The 20,711-nt window shown below is 68.6% G+C and carries 10 protein-coding genes; 5 read left to right on the plus strand and 5 right to left on the minus strand.

Annotation, left to right across the window (positions count from 1 at the left end):
• Positions 1–54: 54 nt before the first annotated feature.
• Complete coding sequence (gene mutS, locus C882_RS20125; RefSeq protein ID WP_152415438.1) at positions 55–2,688, minus strand: DNA mismatch repair protein MutS; 2,634 nt, start codon at positions 2,686–2,688, stop codon at positions 55–57.
• A 246-nt stretch (positions 2,689–2,934) separates the two neighbouring features.
• On the opposite strand from mutS, the gene C882_RS20130 reads away from it, so the two are divergent.
• The 4 genes from C882_RS20130 to phoU all read left to right on the plus strand — a co-directional run bounded on the left by C882_RS20130 (position 2,935) and on the right by phoU (position 8,313).
• Complete coding sequence (locus tag C882_RS20130) at positions 2,935–3,450, plus strand: hypothetical protein (protein WP_009542530.1); 516 nt, start codon at positions 2,935–2,937, stop codon at positions 3,448–3,450.
• Positions 3,451–3,555: 105 nt separating this feature from the next.
• The gene (locus C882_RS20135; RefSeq protein WP_009542531.1) at positions 3,556–5,838 is read left to right on the plus strand and encodes an NADP-dependent malic enzyme; all 2,283 of its coding nucleotides are present in this window, start codon (positions 3,556–3,558) and stop codon (positions 5,836–5,838) included.
• 176 nt (positions 5,839–6,014) lie between these two features.
• Positions 6,015–7,487, plus strand: coding sequence for an ATP-binding protein (locus C882_RS20140; RefSeq protein ID WP_236262720.1), 1,473 nt, complete (start codon positions 6,015–6,017; stop codon positions 7,485–7,487).
• Positions 7,488–7,584: 97 nt separating this feature from the next.
• Positions 7,585–8,313 carry a phosphate signaling complex protein PhoU gene (gene phoU / locus C882_RS20145; protein WP_009542533.1) on the plus strand — a complete coding sequence of 243 codons (729 nt, stop codon included), beginning with the start codon at positions 7,585–7,587 and terminating at the stop codon, positions 8,311–8,313.
• A gap of 21 nt (positions 8,314–8,334) precedes the next feature.
• On the opposite strand, the gene C882_RS23595 is transcribed toward phoU, so the two are convergent.
• The 4 genes from C882_RS23595 to C882_RS20165 form a co-directional block, all read right to left on the minus strand.
• Positions 8,335–9,174: an FkbM family methyltransferase gene (locus C882_RS23595; protein WP_009542534.1), complete on the minus strand. Its 840-nt coding sequence runs from the start codon at positions 9,172–9,174 to the stop codon at positions 8,335–8,337.
• A gap of 66 nt (positions 9,175–9,240) precedes the next feature.
• Positions 9,241–11,187 carry a sulfate adenylyltransferase subunit CysN gene (gene cysN, locus C882_RS20155; protein WP_009542535.1) on the minus strand — a complete coding sequence of 649 codons (1,947 nt, stop codon included), beginning with the start codon at positions 11,185–11,187 and terminating at the stop codon, positions 9,241–9,243.
• Entirely contained in the window at positions 11,187–12,122 is a 936-nt protein-coding gene (gene cysD / locus C882_RS20160; protein WP_268870321.1) for a sulfate adenylyltransferase subunit CysD, read from the minus strand. Before cysD ends, cysN begins: the two co-directional genes overlap by 1 nt.
• Positions 12,123–12,210: 88 nt before the next feature.
• Positions 12,211–13,440, minus strand: coding sequence for a glycosyltransferase family 4 protein (locus C882_RS20165; RefSeq protein WP_009542537.1), 1,230 nt, complete (start codon positions 13,438–13,440; stop codon positions 12,211–12,213).
• A 186-nt stretch (positions 13,441–13,626) separates the two neighbouring features.
• On the opposite strand from C882_RS20165, the gene C882_RS20170 reads away from it, so the two are divergent.
• Positions 13,627–20,610 carry a FecR domain-containing protein gene (locus tag C882_RS20170; protein ID WP_009542538.1) on the plus strand — a complete coding sequence of 2,328 codons (6,984 nt, stop codon included), beginning with the start codon at positions 13,627–13,629 and terminating at the stop codon, positions 20,608–20,610.
• The last annotated feature ends 101 nt before the right edge of the window (positions 20,611–20,711 follow it).

Genomic DNA, 20,711 nt, shown 5'->3' on the forward strand with positions numbered 1-20,711 from the left:
GAAGAAAGCGCCGAGTATGCCCGAACCGCACCGGCCGGCAAGATGCCTTGCGCGCTACAGCATCCCTTTCAGGCGATAGAGCTGCTCCAGCGCCTCGCGCGGGGTCAGGCTGTCGGGGTCCATGTCCTTTAGCGCCTCCTCCACCGGCGAGGGCGGCGGCGGCTCGGCGGCGGCCTGCTTCTTCGGCTCCGGCCGGGCGGCCATGGCGGCGAACAGGGGCAGGTCGTCGGCCAGCCTGGTGATGGCCGAGGACTGCTCGCCCGACTCAAGCGTCTCCAGCACCTCTTCGGCGCGCGCGATCACTGCCGGCGGCAGGCCCGCGAGCCGGGCGACGTGGATGCCGTAGGAACGGTCGGCGGCCCCGGCGGCGACCTCGTGCAGAAACACCACCTCCCCCTGCCATTCCTTCACCCGCATGGAGTGGCAGGACAGCCGCTTGAGCCGCGCCGTCAGCGCCGTCAGCTCGTGGTAATGGGTGGCGAACAGGGCGCGGCAGCGGTTGGCCTCGTGCAGGTTCTCCACGGTCGCCCAGGCGATGGACAGGCCGTCGAAGGTGGCCGTGCCGCGCCCGATCTCGTCCAGGATCACCAGCGAGCGTTCCGTCGCCTGGTTCAGGATGGCGGCGGTTTCCACCATCTCCACCATGAAGGTCGACCGCCCGCGCGCGAGATCATCCGCTGCACCGACGCGGGAGAACAGGCGGTCGACCACGCCGATGCGCGCGCTTTCCGCCGGGACGAAGGCGCCCATCTGCGCCAGGATGGCGATCAGCGCATTCTGGCGCAGGAAGGTGGACTTGCCCGCCATGTTGGGGCCGGTGATAAGCCACAGGCGCTGCTCGGGCGACAGGTCGCAATCGTTGGCGACGAAGGGGCCGTCGCCGGCCCGCTCCAGCGCCGCCTCCACCACCGGATGCCGGCCGCCGCGGATGTCAAACGCCGTCCCCTGCTCCACCACGGGGCGGACGTAGCGGCGGTCGACGGCCAGTTCCGCCAGCCCCGCCGTCACGTCCAGTTCCGCCAGGGCGGCGGCGGCGTCGGCGATCTCCTGCCCGCGCGCCAGAACCTCCTTCACCAAATCGGCGAAGAGTTCCAGTTCCAGGGCCAGCGCCTTGTCGGCCGCGCCCCGGATCTTGTCTTCCAGTTCCGACAGCTCGACCGTGGAGAAGCGCACGGCGTTCGCCATGGTCTGGCGGTGGAGGAAGGGGCCTTCCTTGTCGGCCAGCAGCTTGTCGCCCTGCTTGGCCGGGACCTCCAGGAAGTAGCCGAGCACGTTGTTGTGCTTGACCTTGAGGGAGGCAATACCCGTCTGCTCGATATAGGTCGCCTGAAGCCCTGCGATCAGGCGCTTGCTCTCGTCGCGCAGCGTGCGCAACTCGTCCAGCTGCGGATGATAGCCGGGCGCGATGAACCCGCCGTCGCGGGCGAGCATGGGCAGGTCGGTGTCCAGCGCGCGGGCCAGCCGCTCCACCAGCACGTCATGCCGGCCCAGCCGCTCGCACACCGCCGACAGCGCCTTGGGCACGGCGGCGAGCCCGCTTTCCGTGATGGCGACGCGCAGGCCCGGCACCTGATCCAGCGCATCGCGCACGTTCGCCAGGTCGCGCGGGCCGCCGCGGCCGAGCGACAGGCGCGACAGGGCGCGCTCCACGTCGGGGCACCGCTTCAGGCGCTCGCGCACGTCCTCGCGCACGGTCGGGGCCTCGACGAAGAACTGCACGGCGTCCAGGCGGGCGTCGATCTCGGCGGGCTCGGTCAGCGGTGCCGACAGATGCGCGGCCAACAGGCGCGCGCCGGCGCCGGTGACCGTGCGGTCGATGACCTGGAGCAGCGATCCCTTGCGCTCGCCGGTCAGTGTCTCGGCCAACTCTAGGTTCCGGCGGGTGGCGGCGTCGATCTCCATGGCCGCGCCCTCGCCCATGCGCCTGAGCGCGCCGATGCGGGGCAGCTTGCCCTTCTGGGTCAGTTCCACGTAATCGACCAGCGTGCCGGCCGCCGCCACTTCCGCCCGCGAGAAGCCGCCGAAGGCGTCCAGCGCCTGCACGCCGTAGAGCGCCTGGAGACGCTTGCCGGCGTTGGTGCTGTCGAACCGCGCGGACGGCAGGGGCGACAGGCGGTCGCGGTATTCGGTGAAGACCTCGAACAGGCTTTCCTTCTGGAGCAGCCGGTCGGGCGCCAGAAGCTCGCCGGGTGCCAGGCGGGCGAGCGCATGAGTCAGGTTGCGCTCCTCCACCGGCTGGCAGGTGAACGCGCCGGTCGACACATCCAGCCACGCCAGCCCCAGCCCGCCGCCGGCATCGGCCACGGCGGCCAGGTAGTTGTGGCGGCGGCTGTCCAGCAGGCTGTCTTCGGTGATGGTGCCCGGCGTGACGATGCGCACCGCCTCGCGCCGGACCAGGGCCTTGCCGCCGCGCTTTTTCGCTTCCGCCGGGTCCTCCATCTGCTCGCAGACGGCAACCTTGAAGCCCTTGCGGATCAGCTTCGCCAGGTAGGCCTCGTGGGAATGCACCGGCACGCCGCACATGGGAATATCCTCGCCGGCGTGCTTGCCGCGCTTGGTCAGCGCGATGTCCAGCGCCTCGGCGGCCTTGACGGCATCGTCGAAGAACAGCTCGTAGAAGTCGCCCATGCGGTAGAAAAGTATGCAGTCCGCATGCTCGCGCTTGATGGACAGGTACTGCGCCATCATGGGCGTGGCGCCGGAGTCATCCGGGACGGATGCGGACGTGGCATCGGGGCCGGCAGGGGCTTCGGTTTCGACGGCGGTGGCAAGGTTCGGCGTCACGGGCTTGTCGACTCCGGGAATCCTGTGGGCGATCAGCGTGGAAAGCAGCCCTTATACCCTCACGCGGGGCTATGCATGAAGGGCCCTCTGCGGCACAATGCGAGGACGCACTTTTCTTGCGCAAACCACTGCCACACGGGAACAAGTCCTTTGTCCGACACAAATCCCGCGCCGACGATCAAACGCGAGGTCGTCGGCCTGTTCGCCGACCGCGCCGACCTGGAAGGCGCCATCAAGGACCTGCAGGCCGCCGGGTTCGACCGCACCGACCTGTCGCTGCTGACCAGCCACGAGTCCATCGACGTGGGCGACGCGAAGTCCGACCTGAGCTTGCGCGAGCGCCTGCTGCCGCTGCTGACCGAATGGCGCTACGAGGTGCCGCTGGTGGGGGCGGGCCTCATCGCCGTCGCCTCGGGCCCGACGGGGGCCGCCATCGCCGCGCTGGTGGGCGCCGGCGTGGGCGTCGCCGCCGTGCGCGACCTGGTGAACGAGGTCACCAGCCTGCCCGACACCGAGGAGTTCGCCCGCGAACTGGAGGCCGGCGCGGTGGCGCTGTGGGTCTACGTGGGCGACAACCCCGCCTTCGAGTCCAAGGCGCGCGAGGTCCTGCGCCAGCACAACGCCAGCAACATCCACTTGCACGAGGGCGAGGCAAAGACGGACTGACGTCCGCCGCGCCCTCCTCACCTTCAGCACCATCGGTTTGAACACGCGGCGCGGCATCCGGGACGATCCCCGGAGCCGCGCCTTATCGGGGAAACGGTCCGTATCATGTCCGACGACTCAACCAGCAAGCAAAGCCGCAAGAACATCGAACACGAAAGCCTGCTGATGCACGCCTCCGGGCGGCCGGGCAAGATCGAGATCACGCCGACCAAGCCGCTGACCACCCAGCGCGACCTGTCGCTCGCCTATTCCCCGGGCGTCGCCGCTCCCTGCAAGGAAATCGCCCGCGACGCCACGCTGGCCTACGACTACACGGCCAAGGGGAACCTCGTGGCCGTCATCTCCAACGGCACCGCCGTCCTGGGCCTGGGCGACCTGGGCGCCCTTGCCAGCAAGCCAGTGATGGAGGGCAAGGCCGTCCTGTTCAAGAAGTTCGCCGACGTCGACGGCATCGACCTGGAGGTCGACACCCGCGACGTGGACGAGTTCATCAACTGCGTGCGCTTCCTGGGCCCCTCGTTCGGCGGCATCAATCTTGAGGACATCAAGGCGCCCGAATGCTTCATCATCGAGCAGCAACTGCGCGAGATGATGGACATTCCCGTCTTCCACGACGACCAGCACGGCACGGCCATCATCGCCGCCGCCGGCCTGATCAACGCGCTGGAAATGACCGGCCGCGACATCGCCGAGACCCGCCTTGTCGTCAACGGCGCCGGCGCGGCGGCGATCGCCTGCGTGGAGCTGGTCAAGGCCATGGGCGTGCCGCACGACAACGTCATCCTGTGCGACACCAAGGGCGTCATCCACAAGGACCGCGACAACCTGAACCAGTGGAAGAGCGCCCACGCCATCGAGACCGACAAGCGCACGCTGGAAGAGGCCATGGAAGGCGCCGACGTCTTCTTCGGCCTGTCGGTCAAGGGCGCGGTGACGCCGGAGATGGTCGCCGGCATGGCGAAGAACCCTATCATCTTCGCCATGGCCAACCCCGACCCCGAGATCACCCCGGAAGAGGTCGCGACGGTGCGTTCCGACGCCATCATGGCGACGGGCCGGTCGGACTATCCCAACCAGATCAACAACGTGCTGGGCTTCCCCTACATCTTCCGGGGCGCCCTGGACGTGCGGGCGACGACCATCAACGAGGCCATGAAGATCGCCGCCGCCAAGGCCATCGCCAGCCTGGCGCGCGAGGACGTGCCCGACGAGGTGGCCGCCGCCTATTCGGGCCGCAAGCTGCGGTTCGGGCCGGAATACATCATCCCCGTGCCCTTCGACCCGCGCCTGATCTACACCATTCCGCCCTATGTGGCGCAGGCGGCCATGGACACGGGCGTGGCGCAGCGCCCCATCATCGACATCGACGGCTACAAGCACGAACTGTCCGCCCGCCTCGATCCCACCGCCGCCAGCCTGCAGGCCATCGCGGAAGAGGTTTCGGCCAACCCGCAGCGGGTGGTGTTCGCCGAGGGCGAGGAGGAAAAGTCCATCCGTGCCGCGCTCGCCTACCGCAACGCCGGCTACGGCCAGGCCATCCTGGTGGGCCGCGAGGAGATCATTCACGACACCCTCAAGCAGCTGGGCCTGTCGGGCGCGGCGCAGGGGCTGGAGATCGTCAACGCCCGGCTGTCGGACCGCAACACGCTCTACACGGAGTACCTCTACAAGCGCCTGCAGCGGAAGGGCGCGCTGTACCGCGACGCCCAGCGCATGGTGAACCAGGACCGCAACATCTTCGCCGCGCTGATGGTGGCGCTGGGCGATGCCGATGCCATGGTCACCGGCCTGACGCGCAGCTACTACCAGGCCTTCACCGAGATTCAGCGCGTCATCGACCCCGATGAGCAGAGCCTGGTGTTCGGCCTGACCGTCGTGGTGGCGCGCGGGCGCACGGTGTTCATCGCCGACACCACCGTGCACGAGACGCCGACGCCGACCCAACTGGCCGACATTGCCGTGCAGACCTCGGAAAAGGCGCGCCAGATGGGGCACGAGCCGCGCGTGGCGCTGCTGTCGTACTCCAACTTCGGCAACCCCGAGGGCGAGGTTCCGGGCCATGTCCGGCTGGCCGTCGCCGAACTGGACCGCCGCGGCGTGGACTTCGAGTACGACGGCGAGATGGGCGCCGACACGGCCATGGATGCCGAGCTTCAGGAGAAGTATCCGTTCTGCCGCCTGTCGGGTCCGGCCAACGTGCTGCTGATGCCGGGGCTGCATTCGGCCAACATCTCCTACAAGCTGTTGCAGAAGCTGGGCGGCGGGACGGTCATCGGGCCGGTGCTCATGGGCCTGTCCAAGCCCGCGCAGATCGTCAACATGGACGCCACCGTTTCCGACATGGTGCACATGGCGGTGCTGGCCGCCCATGACGCGCTGAAACGGTGAGGCCGGACCATCCTCCGGCGCCCGCGCGGGTGCCGGACGCGGGCGGCGGCGGCGACCGGGCTCCGGCGTCCGGGCCGACGGCCGCGCTCCCGCACGAGGGAAAGGCCGCGCTCCCGCACGAGGGAAAGGCCGCGCCCCCGCAAGAGGAAGAGGACGCCAGCGGCGAACCGACCGTCATGCAGATGCCCGACCAGCCGCCAGCCCGCCGCGCGCCCGCCCCCTTCGGCCGGGTCGTGAAGCTGTCGGTACTGCTGTGCACGCCGTCGGCGCTGGCGTTCATCCTGATGGTCGTTTCGGGGCAGCTGACGGTCGTGCCGGCCGTGGGCTACGGGCTGATGGTGTTCGCCGGCTCGATGCTGCTGGTGCGGCTGTTCGCCGGCGACATCTATTCCGCCGTCAACTACATCCGCCGCCTGGTGGCCGAGGGCACCGCCGCGCCGCCGCCCGCGCCGCCCATGCACTGGTCGGACGCCGCCCGCGAAACCACGGCCGCCGCGGCCCAGCTCGCGCGGCACTGGGGCGGGCGCTGGGACCGGGCGGAAGCCTCGGCGCGGGCGACGGAAAGCGTGCTCGACAGCCTGCCGCAACCGCTGTTCATGATCGACGAGGAACGCCGGGTGACCTGGGCCAACCTGGCGGCGCGCCGCTTCACCGGCCGCGAGCCGCGCGAGGCCAACCTGGCGACGGTCATCCGCGCCCCGGACGTGCTGGAAGCCGTGGCCGCGGTGCTGACCGGCGGGGTGGGGCGCCAGCTTCAGCACACCACCTCGGGCCCGACGGCGCGCACCTTCACCCTGGTGGTCGAGCCGCTGGCCGGCCCGGCGATGAACGGCGCGCGGGTTCTGATGATCCTGCACGACATCACGGCCCTGGTGCGCATGGAGGAAATGCGCGCCGACTTCGTCGCCAACGCCAGCCACGAACTGCGCACGCCGCTCGCCAGCCTCGTGGGCTTCATCGAGACCCTGCGCGGCCCGGCCAAGGACGACGCGGAGGCGCATGAGCGGTTCCTGGCCATCATGCAGGCCCAGGCCGAGCGCATGTCGCGGCTGATCGAGGACCTGCTCAGCCTTTCGCGCATCGAGCTGCACGAGCACACGCCGCCCACCGGCACCGCCGACGTCCGAGACATCGTCGAGCGCGTGGCCGAGGGGCTGGAGCCGCAGGCGGCCAAGCGGTCCATGCGCATCGACATCCGCATGGCCGACGACCTGCCCAGCGTTCCCGGCGAGCCCAACGAGCTGAGCCAGGTCTTCCAGAACCTGCTCGCCAACGCCCTGAAATACGGGCACGGCGAAACGGCGGTGGACGTCACCGCCGTTCCCGTGCCGCGCGGCCCCGCATCCATGCCCGCCGCAAGCCGGGGGCCGTGCCTGCGGGTGTCGGTGCGCGACCGGGGCGACGGCATCCCGAAAGAGCATCTTCCCCGCCTGACGGAACGTTTCTACCGCGTCGACACCGCGCGCTCGCGGCAATTGGGCGGCACGGGGCTGGGCCTTGCCATCGTCAAGCACATCGTCGCGCGCCACAGGGGCGCCCTGACCATCGAAAGCACCGTCGGCGAAGGGTCGACGTTCACCGTCTATCTGCCCCTGTCGCCGCCGCCGGTGCCGGTGCCGGAAATCCCAAGCCGTGGCGATAAAGTTTAACTTTCGTGACCGTGGATTTACGGTAAATGTAAAACCAGATGAAACAGGCCGCCCCTAGAGCGGCCCAGGTCCTGTTCTCCAGGGGAGATGTCCCGGAATGCCCGTTGGTGACCCGCATACCGTCCGCGCCTTCGACGAGGAACTCGCGCGCCTGAACGAACACATCGCCCGCATGGGCGGCTTGGCCGAGACGCAATTGGCCGACGCCCTGCAGTCCATCCTCGACGGCGACGAGGAGAAGGCCAAGCGGGTGATCGAGGACGACACGCAGGTGGACGACGTCCACATGCAGGTGGAGGAAGAGGCCATCCGCATGCTGGCCCTGCGCCAGCCGGTGGCCGACGACCTGCGCACCATCATCCAGTCCTTGAAGGCCGCCTCGACGCTGGAGCGCATCGCAGACCACGCGGCATCCACCGCCAAGCGCGTCCACGTGCTGCACGAAGGGCCGGCCGTGCCGCCGGTCAAGTCGGCCGTGCGCATGGGCTGGCTGGTGCTCGACATGCTCAAGCAGGCCGTCGATGCCCTGCTGCGCCGCGACATCGAGCGCGCGGTCGAGGTGTGGAACCGCGACAGCGAGGTGGACGACTTCTACTCCAGCCTGTTCCGCGAACTGCTGACCTACATGATGGAGGACACGCGCAACATCACGCCGTGCACCCATCTGCTGTTCGTCGCCAAGAACCTGGAGCGCATCGGCGACCAGGCCACCAACCTGGCGGAAATGACCTACTACATGGTCACCGGCAAGCAGCTGGAGGGCGAACGCCCGAAAAGCGACACCTCCAGCTTCACCATCGTCGAGCCCAAGCACTACGAAGGCTGAGACGCCGCCGTCAGCCGCCGGTCAGGGAAGGTCCCGGCCGGCGGGGATGGCGAGGAGGTTGGCGTCCTCGGGCCGCGCGATGGTGCGAGGGTCGACCGTCTGGCACGGATCGGCCAGCCCCGCATCCGTGATCGGCCGGAACCGATAGCCCATGCCGCCCAGCAGGGCCATCAGGTCGCGCGCCCGCGCGACGCGGCGATCGTCCTCTCCGGCGTCCGGGGCGGCCGGCAGCATCTCGAACACCACGTAGGGCGCGTGATCGGCGAGCGTCTTCCCGAAGCCGCGCAGCACTTCCAGCTCCGCGCCCTCCACGTCCACCTTCAAAAGCCGCACGCGCTCCATCCCCAGGGCGTCGACCATGGAGTCGCCGGTGGTCATCAGCACCGACTGGGTGCGCCGGAAGAAGCCGGCATCGTGGACGTCATGGGCCAGCGAGGCGAAGACGTCGAAGCTGTCCTTCCGCACGCCCAAATTGGCGACGCCGAACGTGTCCGACAATGCGATGGGAAAGGCGTCGACGCCCGGCCAGCCGTTCAGGGCGATCAGGCGCTGCAGGTAGCCGTAGTTGCGGGCGTTGGGCTCGAATCCGACGTAGCGGGCATCGGGGCGGCAGGCGCGCAGGGCCACCAGGAACTGGCCGATGTTGGCGCCGACATCGATCACGCCCGGCCGTTCGGCACCGTCCAGAAGGCGCGGCAGCAGGGTGTTCATCCAGGGTTCGCGGAAGGCATGAAGGACGGAGCCGTCCCGGTGCACCGGCACGCGCGCGCTGGCCTCTCCCAGCGGCACGCGCCGGATCAGTTCGCCGCCCGCCAGCGCGCACGCGACCTTGCGCCAATGCCTTGCAAGCCCCATCACCATCCCCGTTTTTCGCGACCGTTAGCGGGCGGCATTAAACAGGGACGGGTGACGGGCTGGCAAGGGCGATCAGATGAAGCCCTTTTCCTCCAGCAGCGCGATGACACGGGCCGCCAGTTTCTCGGGCGTCTCCTCGCCGGCGGGCAGGCGCAGTTCCGGGTTCTCCGGCGGCTCGTACGGGCTGCCGATACCGGTGAAGTTGGGCAACTGCCCGGCGCGGGCCTTCTTGTAGAGGCCTTTGGGGTCGCGGCTCTCGCAGATCTCAAGCGGCGTGTCCACGAAGACCTCCAGGAACTCGTCGTCCTCCATCAGATCGCGCGCCAAGCGGCGCTCGCTGCGGAACGGCGAGATGAAGCTGACCAGCACGATCAGACCGGCCTCGACCATGAGCCTGGACACCTCGCCGACGCGGCGGATGTTTTCCACCCGGTCCTCGTCGGTGAAGCCGAGGTCGCGGTTCAGGCCGTGGCGAACGTTGTCGCCGTCGAGCGTCATGGTGTGGCGGTTGCGCTTGGCCAGTTCCTGCTCCACCAGGTCGGCCACCGCCGACTTGCCGGCGCCCGACAGGCCGGTGAACCACAGGACGCACGGCTTCTGCCCCTTGGCGGCGGCACGGGCGGTCTTGTCCACCTTCATCTGCTGCCAGTGGATGTTCGATGCCCGGCGCAGGGCGAAGTCGATCATGCCGCAGGCGACGGTGGCGTTGGTCAGCCGGTCCACCAGGATGAAGCCGCCGGTCTCGCGGTTCTCCTTGTAGGGATCGAAGGGGACGGCGTGATCCAGCGCCAGGTTGCACACCGCCACCGTGTTCAGGTCCAGGTGCTTGGCCGCCGTGTGCTCCAGCGTGTTGACGTTGACGGCGTATTTCAGCTCCGTCACCTGGGCGCCGACGCTGGTGGTGCCGGTGCGCAGGATGTAGGGGCGCCCCGGCAGCAACGGCGTCTCGCTCATCCACACCACGTGGGCGGCGAACTGGTCGGCGACCTCGGGCCGGGCCTCCGCCGCCGCGATGACGTCGCCGCGGCTGATGTCGATTTCCTCGGCCAGCGTCAGCGTCACCGCCTGGCCGGCGATGGCCTCATCCAGGTCGCCGTCGTGGGTGACGATGCGCGTCACCGTCGTGGTCTTGCCGCCGGGCAGGATCGCCACCGTGTCGCCGGGCTTGACGGTGCCGCCGGCGATGGTGCCGGAGTAACCGCGGAAGTCCAGGTGCGGGCGGTTGACCCACTGCACCGCCATGCGGAAGGGCTTGGCGACCGCATCCGACAGAACTTCCAGCGACTCGAGCTGGCCCAGCAGCGTCGGACCGTCGTACCAGGGCATTTTCGCCGAGGGCTGGCTGACGTTGTCGCCGGTCAGCGCGGACACGGGCACGCACGTCACATGCTCGATGCCCAGCTGCCCGGCGAAGGTCCGGTAGTCGGCGGCGATCTTCTCGAAGGTGGCCTGGCTCCAGTCCACCAGGTCCATCTTGTTGACGGCGACCACCACGTGCTTGAGCCCCAGCAGGCTGACGATGAAGCTGTGGCGGCGCGTCTGGGTCACCACGCCGTTGCGGGCATCCACCAGCAGCACGGCGGCCTCGGCGGTGGAGGCGCCGGTCGCCATGTTGCGGGTGTACTGCTCGTGCCCCGGCGTGTCGGCGACGATGAACTTGCGCTTGTCGGTGGTGAAGAAGCGGTAGGCCACGTCGATGGTGATGCCCTGCTCGCGCTCGGCGGCCAGGCCGTCGACCAGCAGGGCCATGTCCAGCTCGCCCTCGCCGGTGGTGCCGAAGCGGGCACTCTCGGCGGTCAGCGAGGCCAGTTGGTCCTCGAACAGCAGCTTGCAGTCATACAGAAGCCGGCCGATCAGGGTCGACTTGCCGTCGTCCACCGAGCCGCAGGTGATGAAGCGCAGCAGGTCCTTGCTTTCCTGGCCGCGCAGGTACTCTTCCACCTCGGCGACGGCCTCGCGGTGGGCGGCCTCGGCCTCTTCGGGGGTGAGGTCGGCGGTGATGTCGCGGGCGTCGGGCATCAGAAGTAGCCTTCCTGCTTCTTGGCTTCCATGGAGGCGCCGGCGTCCTTGTCGATGACGCGGCCCTGGCGTTCGCTGGTGGTCGCCAGCAGCATCTCGCGGATGATCTCGGGCAGGGTGGCGGCCTGGCTTTCCACCGCGCCGGTCAGCGGGTAGCAGCCCAGCGTGCGGAAGCGCACCCAGCGTTGTTCCGGCGTCTCGCCGGGCTCCAGCGGCATGCGGTCGTCGTCGACCATGATCCAGGTGCCGTCGCGCTGGACCACCGGGCGCGGCTTGGCGAAGTACAGCGGCACCACCGGGATGTTCTCCTGGTAGATGTACTGCCAGATGTCCAGTTCGGTCCAGTTGGACAGGGGGAAGACGCGGATGCTCTCGCCCTTGTTGATGCGCCCGTTATAGAGGTTCCACAGCTCCGGCCGCTGGTTCTTCGGGTCCCAGCGGTGGGTGGAGGTGCGGAAGGAAAAGATGCGTTCCTTGGCGCGGGACTTTTCCTCGTCGCGCCGGGCGCCGCCGAAGGCCGCGTCGAACTGGTATTTGTCCAGCGCCTGCTTGAGGCTCTGGGTCTTCATCACATCCGTGTGCACCGCCGACCCGTGGGTGAAGGGGCCGATGCCCTGCTCCACGCCTTCCTGGTTGATGTGGACGATCAGGTCCAGCCCCAGGTCCTTGGCGATCTGGTCGCGGAACTGCGTCATCTCGCGGAACTTCCACGTCGTGTCCACGTGCAAGAGCGGAAACGGCGGCTTGGAGGGGTAGAACGCCTTCATGGCAAGGTGCAGCATGACGCCGGAGTCCTTGCCGATGGAATACAGCATCACCGGGTTGCGGAACTGGGCCGCCACCTCGCGGATGATATGGATGCTCTCGGCTTCCAGGCGTTGCAGATGGGTCAGGCGGGCGTGCGCGGACAAGGCATCTTCCTCAGGGCTTGGAATGCGACGTGGGCGCAGTGTCGGCCATGGGGCCGCACGACGCAACACAAAATTGGTGTGATTTACCTACGAACTACATCTCACATCTGTTTTATTCTTCTCCGGCCGCCAGCCGGGCCAGCAGACGCCGCTGGGCGGGCAATGTCACGGTCTCGAGGTCGTACCGCGATACGATGGTTGCCCGCGCGGCACGACGCAACTCCGCCATCCGGTCGGAGTGGTCGAGAATCGCATCGATCCGGTCGGCGATCGCCGCCGTGTCATGGAAGTCCACCAGCAGGCCGTTGCGGCCGTCTTCAAGCACTTCCTCCACCGGGGCGGTGCGCGAACCGATGACGGCGCACCCCGCGCTCATGGCCTCCAGCATGGACCAGCTGAGCACGAAGGGGTACGTCAGGTAGACATGCGCCTGGCTGACCTGAAGGACCCGCAGATAGCTGGCATAGGGAATACGGCCCAGGAAGTGAAGCCGCGTCATGTCCAGCCGGCCCGCCAGTTCCGCCAGCATCACCTGGCGCCAGGTCCGCCCGCCCGGCGGGCGACGGCCGTAGGACACATCGTCGCCGCCCACGAAAATGACGTGCGCCCTGGGCCGTCGGCGCAGGATGTCCGGCAGGGCGCGCATGAACACGTGGAAGCCCCGGTAAGGCTCCAGGTTGCGCACCGAAAAGGTGATCACCTCGTCCGCGCGCGTCAGGGTCAGGCCGTCGCGCCCGAAGGTCAGCGCCGCCGCGGGGTCGGGCGCCACCGTGCGGGTGTCGACGCCTTCGTGGACGACCTTGATCCGGTCCCGGAACGGCGCGGGGTACTGGCGCCGCTGCCATTCCGTCGGCGACAGGCCCCGGTCGGCGGCCGCAAGGCCCAGCAGGTTGACGGCGTTGCGCGTGCGCGCGCGGCACTGGTCGTCCAGGCTGGGCGGGAATTCGGGGTCGAAATCCAGGTCCGATCCGGTGGCGGAATAGAAAAACTCGAAGTAGGACAAGAGCGGCCGGTCCGGCCAGACGTCCTTGAGGTAGAGCGTCTCTCCCCAGCCGTTGTGGCCGACCATGACGTCGGGCACGAAGCCCCGGCGCTTGAGGTCGAGCGCCAGCCGCGCCACCGCCTGGCCGTTGCGCACCGCCGCGTCGGTGTCGCGAAGCCAGGGATGAAGCCCGTCACCCGGCCCTGGCGCCGGGCGGTAGTCCAGCCGCTCCAGCCCCGGAAGCCGCGCCGTGTTGGGCTGCCCGATGAAGACGACCCGGTGGCCGCCCTGGTCCAGCAGGTCGCGCACCAGGTGCCTGAACTGGCCGGGACAGTTCTGATGGACGAACAGCAGGTTCATTGTGCCGCTTCCCAGTGTGGAGGCCGGATGCGATGTTCGCGCCAGGGATACGAAAGCCGGAGTCAAAGCGCGCGGAGGTTGACTTGTAAGGGTGCCTAAGTCAATTTCACAGGGTATAACTCTTTCGACTCCCGGCGGCCATGGCGGGGAGTGCGGGATGGAACGGTAATTTCTCGGGGGCCGAGCATGGGGATCGTTCGGGGGGACGTCGCGGCCGCGACGGCCGGCAGCCAGTCTTTCGTCAACACCGATGACGCCACCGTCATCGACGCGCGGGACGGCGCCATCGTCATCGACAACCCGGCGCTGCTGACGCAGGGCCAGTACATGCGCCTGGGCCCCGACCTGATGATCGTCGGCCCCGATGGCGAGAAGGTCCTGCTGACCGATTATTTCGCCATGCAGACTCCGCCGGACCTGGGCGGCCCCGGCGCCATGACCATCTCCGGCGACCTGGCGTCGGCCCTGGCCGGCCCGCGCGCGCCCGGACAGGTGGCCCAGGCCGGCGAGCAGGTGGCCCAGGCGGCCGAGGCCATCGGCACCGTCACCCGCATGGACGGCGAGGTCTTCGCCACCCGCGCCGACGGCACCCGCGTACGCCTGGAGTCGGGGGACGAGGTGTTCCAGGGCGACGTGCTGGAAACCGGCGCCGACGGCGCGGTGGGCATCACCTTCGTCGACAACACGGAAATGTCGCTGGGCGCCGACGGCCGCATGGTGCTCGACGAAATGATCTACGACCCCGACGGCGGCGACGGCTCCAGCCAGTTCTCGCTGGTGTCGGGCGTGTTCAGCTTCGTCTCGGGCCAGATCGCCAAGAGCGGCCCCGACGCCATGCAGGTGAACACGCCGGTCGCCACCATCGGCATCCGCGGCACCAAGGGCGTCATCAAGGTCCTGGGCGCCGACACCGACGGCGACGGCGAGGACGACCTGCGCATGGAGGTCTCGCTTCTCGACTCGGGCGAGATCGTCGTCACCACCTTCCAGGGCAGCACCCAGGTCATCAACCAGGTGTTCACCGGCTTCCGCGTGGTGCAGATTTCCGGCCGCAACGTGCTGACGGGCCCGTCGCAGGAGGAAACGCAGACCTTCCAGGTCACGCGCGAGTACTTCGAGGACAGCGGCGTCAACACGGCCCTGCGCTACCTGCCGTCGCAGAACCAGAACGAGGAGCCGCCCGAGAAACAGCAGGCGCCCGAGGGCGACAAGCCCGACGAGTTGAACCCGAACCTGAACCCCGACGGCCCGGCCCTGGAGCAGAGCCTGGTCGAGCAGATCATCCGGGTCGTGCTCGGCAACAAGGAAATCCGCGAGGCCGCCGGCCTGCCGCCGCTGCCTCCCGGCGATCCCCAGCCGGCGGCACCGATCATCCTGGCGCCGGACGACGGCCAGTCCGGCACCGGCAACACCGGCGATGATGACGACGACGACCAGGTCGTCGAAGGCGGCGCGGTCGAACAGGACGACACGGTCCTCGCGCCCCCGCCGTACGAGGACGTTACCGTCAGCGGCACCTTCAACGCGGCGGGCGCCACCAAGGCCTACCGCGTCTTCGGCAGCAACAGCACCGACACCGTCACCACCGGAAGCGGCAACGACATCATCTACGGCGGCGGCGGCGCCGACTACCTGCAGTCCAACGACGGCGACGACACGGTCTACGGCGGGGCCGGCGCCGACACGGTGGTCGGCGGCTCGGGCCGCGGCAACGACGTCTATTACGGCGGCGACGAGACCGGCTCCGACGACAGCGCCGACGACACGCTGGTCTACACCAGCGCCGGCAACGGCGTGACGGTCGACCTGCGGCTGGGCACCGCCAGCGGCCCCGACATCGACAGCGACCGCGTCTCGGGCTTCGAGCATGTCATCTCGGCCGGCGGCAACGACATCCTCAAGGGCAACGGCGCAGCCAACCGCCTGCAGTCGGGCGGCGGCGCCGACATCCTCATCGGCGACGCGGGCGACGACACGCTGGAAGGCGGCACGGGCGACGACACCTATGCCTACATCGCCAACGGCCGCGCCTGGGGCGTCGACACCATCGACGACGCCGGCGGCACCGACACGCTGGACCTGACCCAGGCCTCCGACCACGAGCCCGGCAAGCTGTATCTGGCCGATGCCGATGGCGACGGCTCGGCCGACGACCTGATCGCCGAGTACGAGGACGGCAGCCGGCAGACGGTGCTGAACCACACTGGCGCCGGGCGGCTGGAACAGATTCGCGTGATCGAGGACCACGGCGACAGCGACCCCGCCAACGATACGACGGAAACCTACATCATCCGCGACGGCGGCGCGGCGACCGCCGGCAACGACGTTCTCTACGGCACCTCGGGCGGCGATGTGCTCGACGGCGGCGACGGCAACGACGTGATGTTCGGCAACGGCGGCGACGACCTGCTGAAGATCAACGGCGGCGAGGACATCGCCATCGGCGGCGACGGCGACGACCTCTATCACGTGACCGGAACGTTCACCGACGCCTTCATCGACGATACCGCCGGCATCGACACGCTGCGCGTCGACGACCTGGCGCTCGCGCCCTCGGGCGGCATGGCAGCCTACACCTATTACGGCCTGGCCGACGCCACCTACTGGGACAACGGCGCCGGCGACAGCGGCATGTGGCTGACCTACTCCAACGGCGCCACCATCGAGGTGGGCGGCCTGTCGATCGAGGACTACGAGACCGTCGACAGCGGCGGCACCATAAGCGGCCAGTTCAACGTCCACACCGCCGCGCACGGGGCGACCGCGTCGCCGGACCTGCTGGTGGGCAGCCACGGCAGCGACACCCTGTACGCCACCGCAGGCGACGACATGTATGCCGGCGGCCACGGCAACGACGTTCTGGAGGCCGACGGTTCCGATACCCTGATGGGCGGCGCCGGCGACGACGTCTACCGCACCACCGGCGGCGCGGCGAATGCCATCATCGTCGACACCGGCGGCTTCGACATGGTCGGCACCGGCTTCGAGACGCTGGACTACATTCAGCAGTACGCGAACGGCATGGTGTTGGGCGTGTTTGCCAACGGCGACACGTTCACGCTGATGAACCAGCTTGTCGCCGACTTCCGGGTCGAGGCGCTGAACGTCACGCAGGGGCTGTTCAACATCAACCTCGGGCCCACCGGCGCGACCAACTACAACGACCTGGTGCTCGCCACGCCGGGCAGCAGCGGCGAGACGCTGTCGGGCGACGCCGGCAACGACTGGATCTGGGCGCGCATCGCCGGCGACACCGCGGCGCGCACGCTCGAGGGCGGCGCCGGCGACGATACGCTCGTGGGCGGTTCCGGCGACGATACCTATCGCTACACCACGTCCGAGTGGGGCCACGACGTCATCGACGAAATCGCCGACTCCCCCACCGTGGGCGATCCGGGCCAGAACGACACCATCGACCTGTCGGCCGCCGGCGTCGGCCTGCCCGTCGGCGGCGCCCAGGACGGCAACGACATGGTGCTGACGTTCTCCAGCGGCAGCACCATCCGCATCAAGGACTGGTACCTCGGCAACCGGGTCGAAAAGCTGGTGACGGAAGCCGGCACCTGGTACCTGACGGACCTGGACTACACCGGCTGGCAGGTCGACTCCAACAACGCCGAGATCATGGTCGGCGGCCAGTCGTCGGTCAGCGGCGGCTTCGGCGACGACCTGATCTTCATGGGCGACTATCCCGGCGGCGGCAGCGTCACGCCCGGCCCGGGCAACGACACCATCCACGGCAATTCGACCGAAGGCGGCACCATCTTCTATTCCGGCACCGGGTTCGGCCAGGATGTGGTGGCCTCGGCACCGGGCCGGGTGGACACCGTGTACGTCAGCGGGGGCTCCGGCGCCGCGCTCGAGAACGCCGACGTCGTCAACGGCAACCTGGTGCTGTCCATCGGTGGCTCGGGCGACCAGATCACCGTGCAGGACGTGGCGGGCCTGGAGCGTGTGGAGGTCTACGACCACGCCAGCGCCACCACGCGGACCTTCGGGGTGACGCAGGGCGGCACCCGCGTGCACATGAGCGCCACCTGGGACTTTTCCTCCCCCGCCGGCGGCTACGACCCCACCGTCGATACGATGTCCGTCACCGTCGACGGAACCGTTTACGACCTGACCCCGGCGGAAGCCGCGGCCATCGGCATCACGGCGACCGGCGTGACCGGCGCGACCCAGGCGCTGCAGATCCTCGCCAACCAGATACAGGGCAGTCTGCCCGGTCTTGCCGTCACCACCCATGACGGCCCGATCCTGACGGTCGCGGCGACGGACAACGACACCTATTTCTCCCATGCCGACGGCACGCTTGGCGGCGCGACCGTCTATGTCGACGCCTTCGCCGGTCACGGCCTTTACGTCGGCACGGACGGCGCCGACGTCCTGAACCTGGCCGGCGTCTACGACGGGACGATCCTGGTGGGCGGTGCCGGCAACGATGATCTGATCGGCGGCGGCGATTCCGACAACATCTTCGGCGGCGCCGACGACGACCGTCTGAACGGCCTGAACGGCGCCGACTACCTGGATGGCGGCGACGGCAATGACACGCTGCTTGGCGACGGCGAGTCCTGGTCCACCGACAACGACACCCTGATCGGCGGCGCCGGGGCCGATTGGCTCGACGGCGGCGGCAGCAACGACCTGCTCGAGGGCGGCGACGGCAACGACACCCTGATCGGCGGGTCGGGCATCGACACCCTGCACGGCGGTGCCGGCGACGACCTGATCATGGACCACCAGGAAAGCACCGCGTCCACCGTCACCGGCGGCGCGGGCAACGACACCATCACCGTCTACGGCGGCGACGTCGACGGCGGCGACGGCAACGACGTGATCGAATTCACCGAGGAATACGCCAGCGGCACCGCGCAGGGCGGCGCGGGCAACGACACCATCACCTTCAACGCGCGCAGCAGCTTCATCACCTACGACGGCGGCGCGGGCGACCGCGACATGCTGAAGACCGACGTCGACTACATCCGCGACCCGACGCTGTCGCTGGCCGATTTCGCGGGCCACTTTACCAACTTCGAAGGCATCAAGCTCGACGACGACGGATCGGCCGGCCTGGCGATCACCACGGCCGATTTCGACGCGCTGTCCCTGCCCGGCGAGACGCTGTTCATCGACGGCGATGCCGACGACGTCCTGCGCGGCGACGGCTCGTGGACCGACGCCGGCACCACGACCCTGTACGACGGCACCTGGCGCACCCTGACCAACGGCACGCGGACCATCTATGTGGCCGAGGGATCGGGCGTGGACTATTCGTCGATGACGACGGTGTTCAACGCCCCGCAGGTCACGACGCCCGACGCGATCTACCGGGAACGGGACGGGGTCGGCGGCATCACGACGTCGGGGGCTGCGGTGGTGGACAACACCTCGCCCGACTTCGACGGCGGGTACGTGCGCATCACGCGCGGCGGGGCCTGGAACACGGGCGACACCCTGGACATCGACACGTCCAATCCGGCCCTGTTCCGGAAGACGGGGACCGGGCCGGGCTTTACGGTGGAATTCAGCTATTCACCCATCGGCACCATCGACGCCACCGAAAACGGCCAGACGACGTCCCTGCGGATCGACCTGACCGCCGGCGCCACGGCAAGCATCGTCGAACGGCTGATCGAAGCGATTCGCCTGACCTACGGCGCGACCCTGCCCGCCGGCGAGACCTTCACGATCGAGGTCGCGGATGGCGACGGACACCTGACCACCACGACCACCACCGTCACCACCGACTACCAGCCCGTCTGGCAAGGGGGCACAGGCGACTGGGAAAACGCGGCCAACTGGAACGAACTGCCGACGGCCGGCGAAACGGCCGATCTGGTGGCGGGCTCCGACGTGACCTTCGGGATCGCCGGAACCCAGGACCTGACCCTGGCAGGACTCAACCTGGCGGGGGCGCTGACGGTCTCGGGCGGAAGCCTGGCGGTCACCGACACCTTCACCAACGGGGCCGGCGCCAGCCTCACCGTCAACGGCGGCCGTTTCGCCATCGACACGGATGCCATGGCGTCCGTCGACTCCCTGACGCTTGCCGGCGGCACGCTGGAAGTTGGCGACGATACCGAGCTGGTGGCCGGGACGTTCAACTTCTCCGGCGGCACGCTGCGGCTCGACGGAACCTACGCCAACGTCATCGCCACCGACTTCTCGTGGACCGGCGGCGTGCTCAGCGGCGATGGCTCCTTGATGCTCGACGACGCCACGCCGCACTTCCAGCCGGGTCTGGCCTTCACCCTCGACAAGGCCCGGCTCGGCTTCCGCACCGATACCAGCCTCAGCGAATTCGACCTGGGCGGCAACGGAACCCTCTGGGCCGATTGGGGGGTCAACCTGACGCTCGAGAACAGCGACATCAACATCGGGACCCTGTCCGCCGATGCGATGGCGCACATCACCATGCGGTCCACGACCGGCATGGATGTCAGCGTGGGCTACACCGACATGGTGTTCGCCGACCTCACGCTGGATACCGCCGGGGGCGACATCACGCTGACGCACACCGGCGCCAACGGCTACACCAGCGAGTATCAAAACTTTACGACCACCAACAGCACGGGCACCGCCGGCGCCGTTCAGGTGGTGACACACGAAGACCTGCGGCTGTCCACCTTCCGGGCAGAGGTCGACACGACCTTCTTCACCAACGACACCCTGCTGCACCTGGGCTTCCCCGCCGGCGAAGGCGGGCCCGGCATGATCAACGTCCTGGGCGGTGTCACCGTCGACGTGCACGGCGCCGGGGTCAGCATCGACACCGCCAACACGCCCTTCGTCTCCGGCACCATCGACCTGGCGAATACCGACGGTCTGTTGAAGGTGTCCAACTCCGCGCTGGCCACGCTGACCTTCAACATCGCCGACCTCACCAACGGCGATGCAACCACCGGCTTCGCCAACGTCTCGACGCTCGACTTCTCCAACTACAGTGATGAAACCGTGATGCTCGATGTCGCCGAGATGCGAAATCTCGCCGGCAACCGCACCCAGATCACGGTAGAGGGCGACAGCACCGACACCTACGATGCGTCCGGCTGGAACTTCCAGGGCACCGACGCCGCCAACGGCTATCAGATCTATGACGACGGCGCCGGGCTGACCCTGCGCATCGACACCGAGATGGTGGACATGAACAACCCCGTCCCACCCTGATGCTGTGAACCTTCCTTTCCTGTCCTGCGGCGCCAAGGAAGCCGGTCGTTCCGGCCCCCAAAACGCGGGAGCCCCAGCCCGTCCCGATCCGCGGGCGGAAC

The organism is Caenispirillum salinarum AK4, from assembly GCF_000315795.1.
GTDB lineage: Bacteria > Pseudomonadota > Alphaproteobacteria > Rhodospirillales > Rhodospirillaceae > Caenispirillum > Caenispirillum salinarum.

Excerpts from the sequence above, each read along its gene's own strand:
- C882_RS20140 (WP_236262720.1), top strand. The coding sequence starts at position 6,015 with ATGCAGATGCCCGACCAGCCGCCAGCCCGCCGCGCGCCCGCCCCCTTC.
- C882_RS20170 (WP_009542538.1), top strand. The coding sequence starts at position 13,627 with ATGGGGATCGTTCGGGGGGACGTCGCGGCCGCGACGGCCGGCAGCCAG.
- phoU (WP_009542533.1), top strand. The coding sequence starts at position 7,585 with ATGCCCGTTGGTGACCCGCATACCGTCCGCGCCTTCGACGAGGAACTC.
- cysN (WP_009542535.1), bottom strand. The coding sequence starts at position 11,187 with ATGCCCGACGCCCGCGACATCACCGCCGACCTCACCCCCGAAGAGGCC.
- C882_RS20135 (WP_009542531.1), top strand. The coding sequence starts at position 3,556 with ATGTCCGACGACTCAACCAGCAAGCAAAGCCGCAAGAACATCGAACAC.
- mutS (WP_152415438.1), bottom strand. The coding sequence starts at position 2,688 with ATGATGGCGCAGTACCTGTCCATCAAGCGCGAGCATGCGGACTGCATA.
- C882_RS20165 (WP_009542537.1), bottom strand. The coding sequence starts at position 13,440 with ATGAACCTGCTGTTCGTCCATCAGAACTGTCCCGGCCAGTTCAGGCAC.
- C882_RS23595 (WP_009542534.1), bottom strand. The coding sequence starts at position 9,174 with ATGGTGATGGGGCTTGCAAGGCATTGGCGCAAGGTCGCGTGCGCGCTG.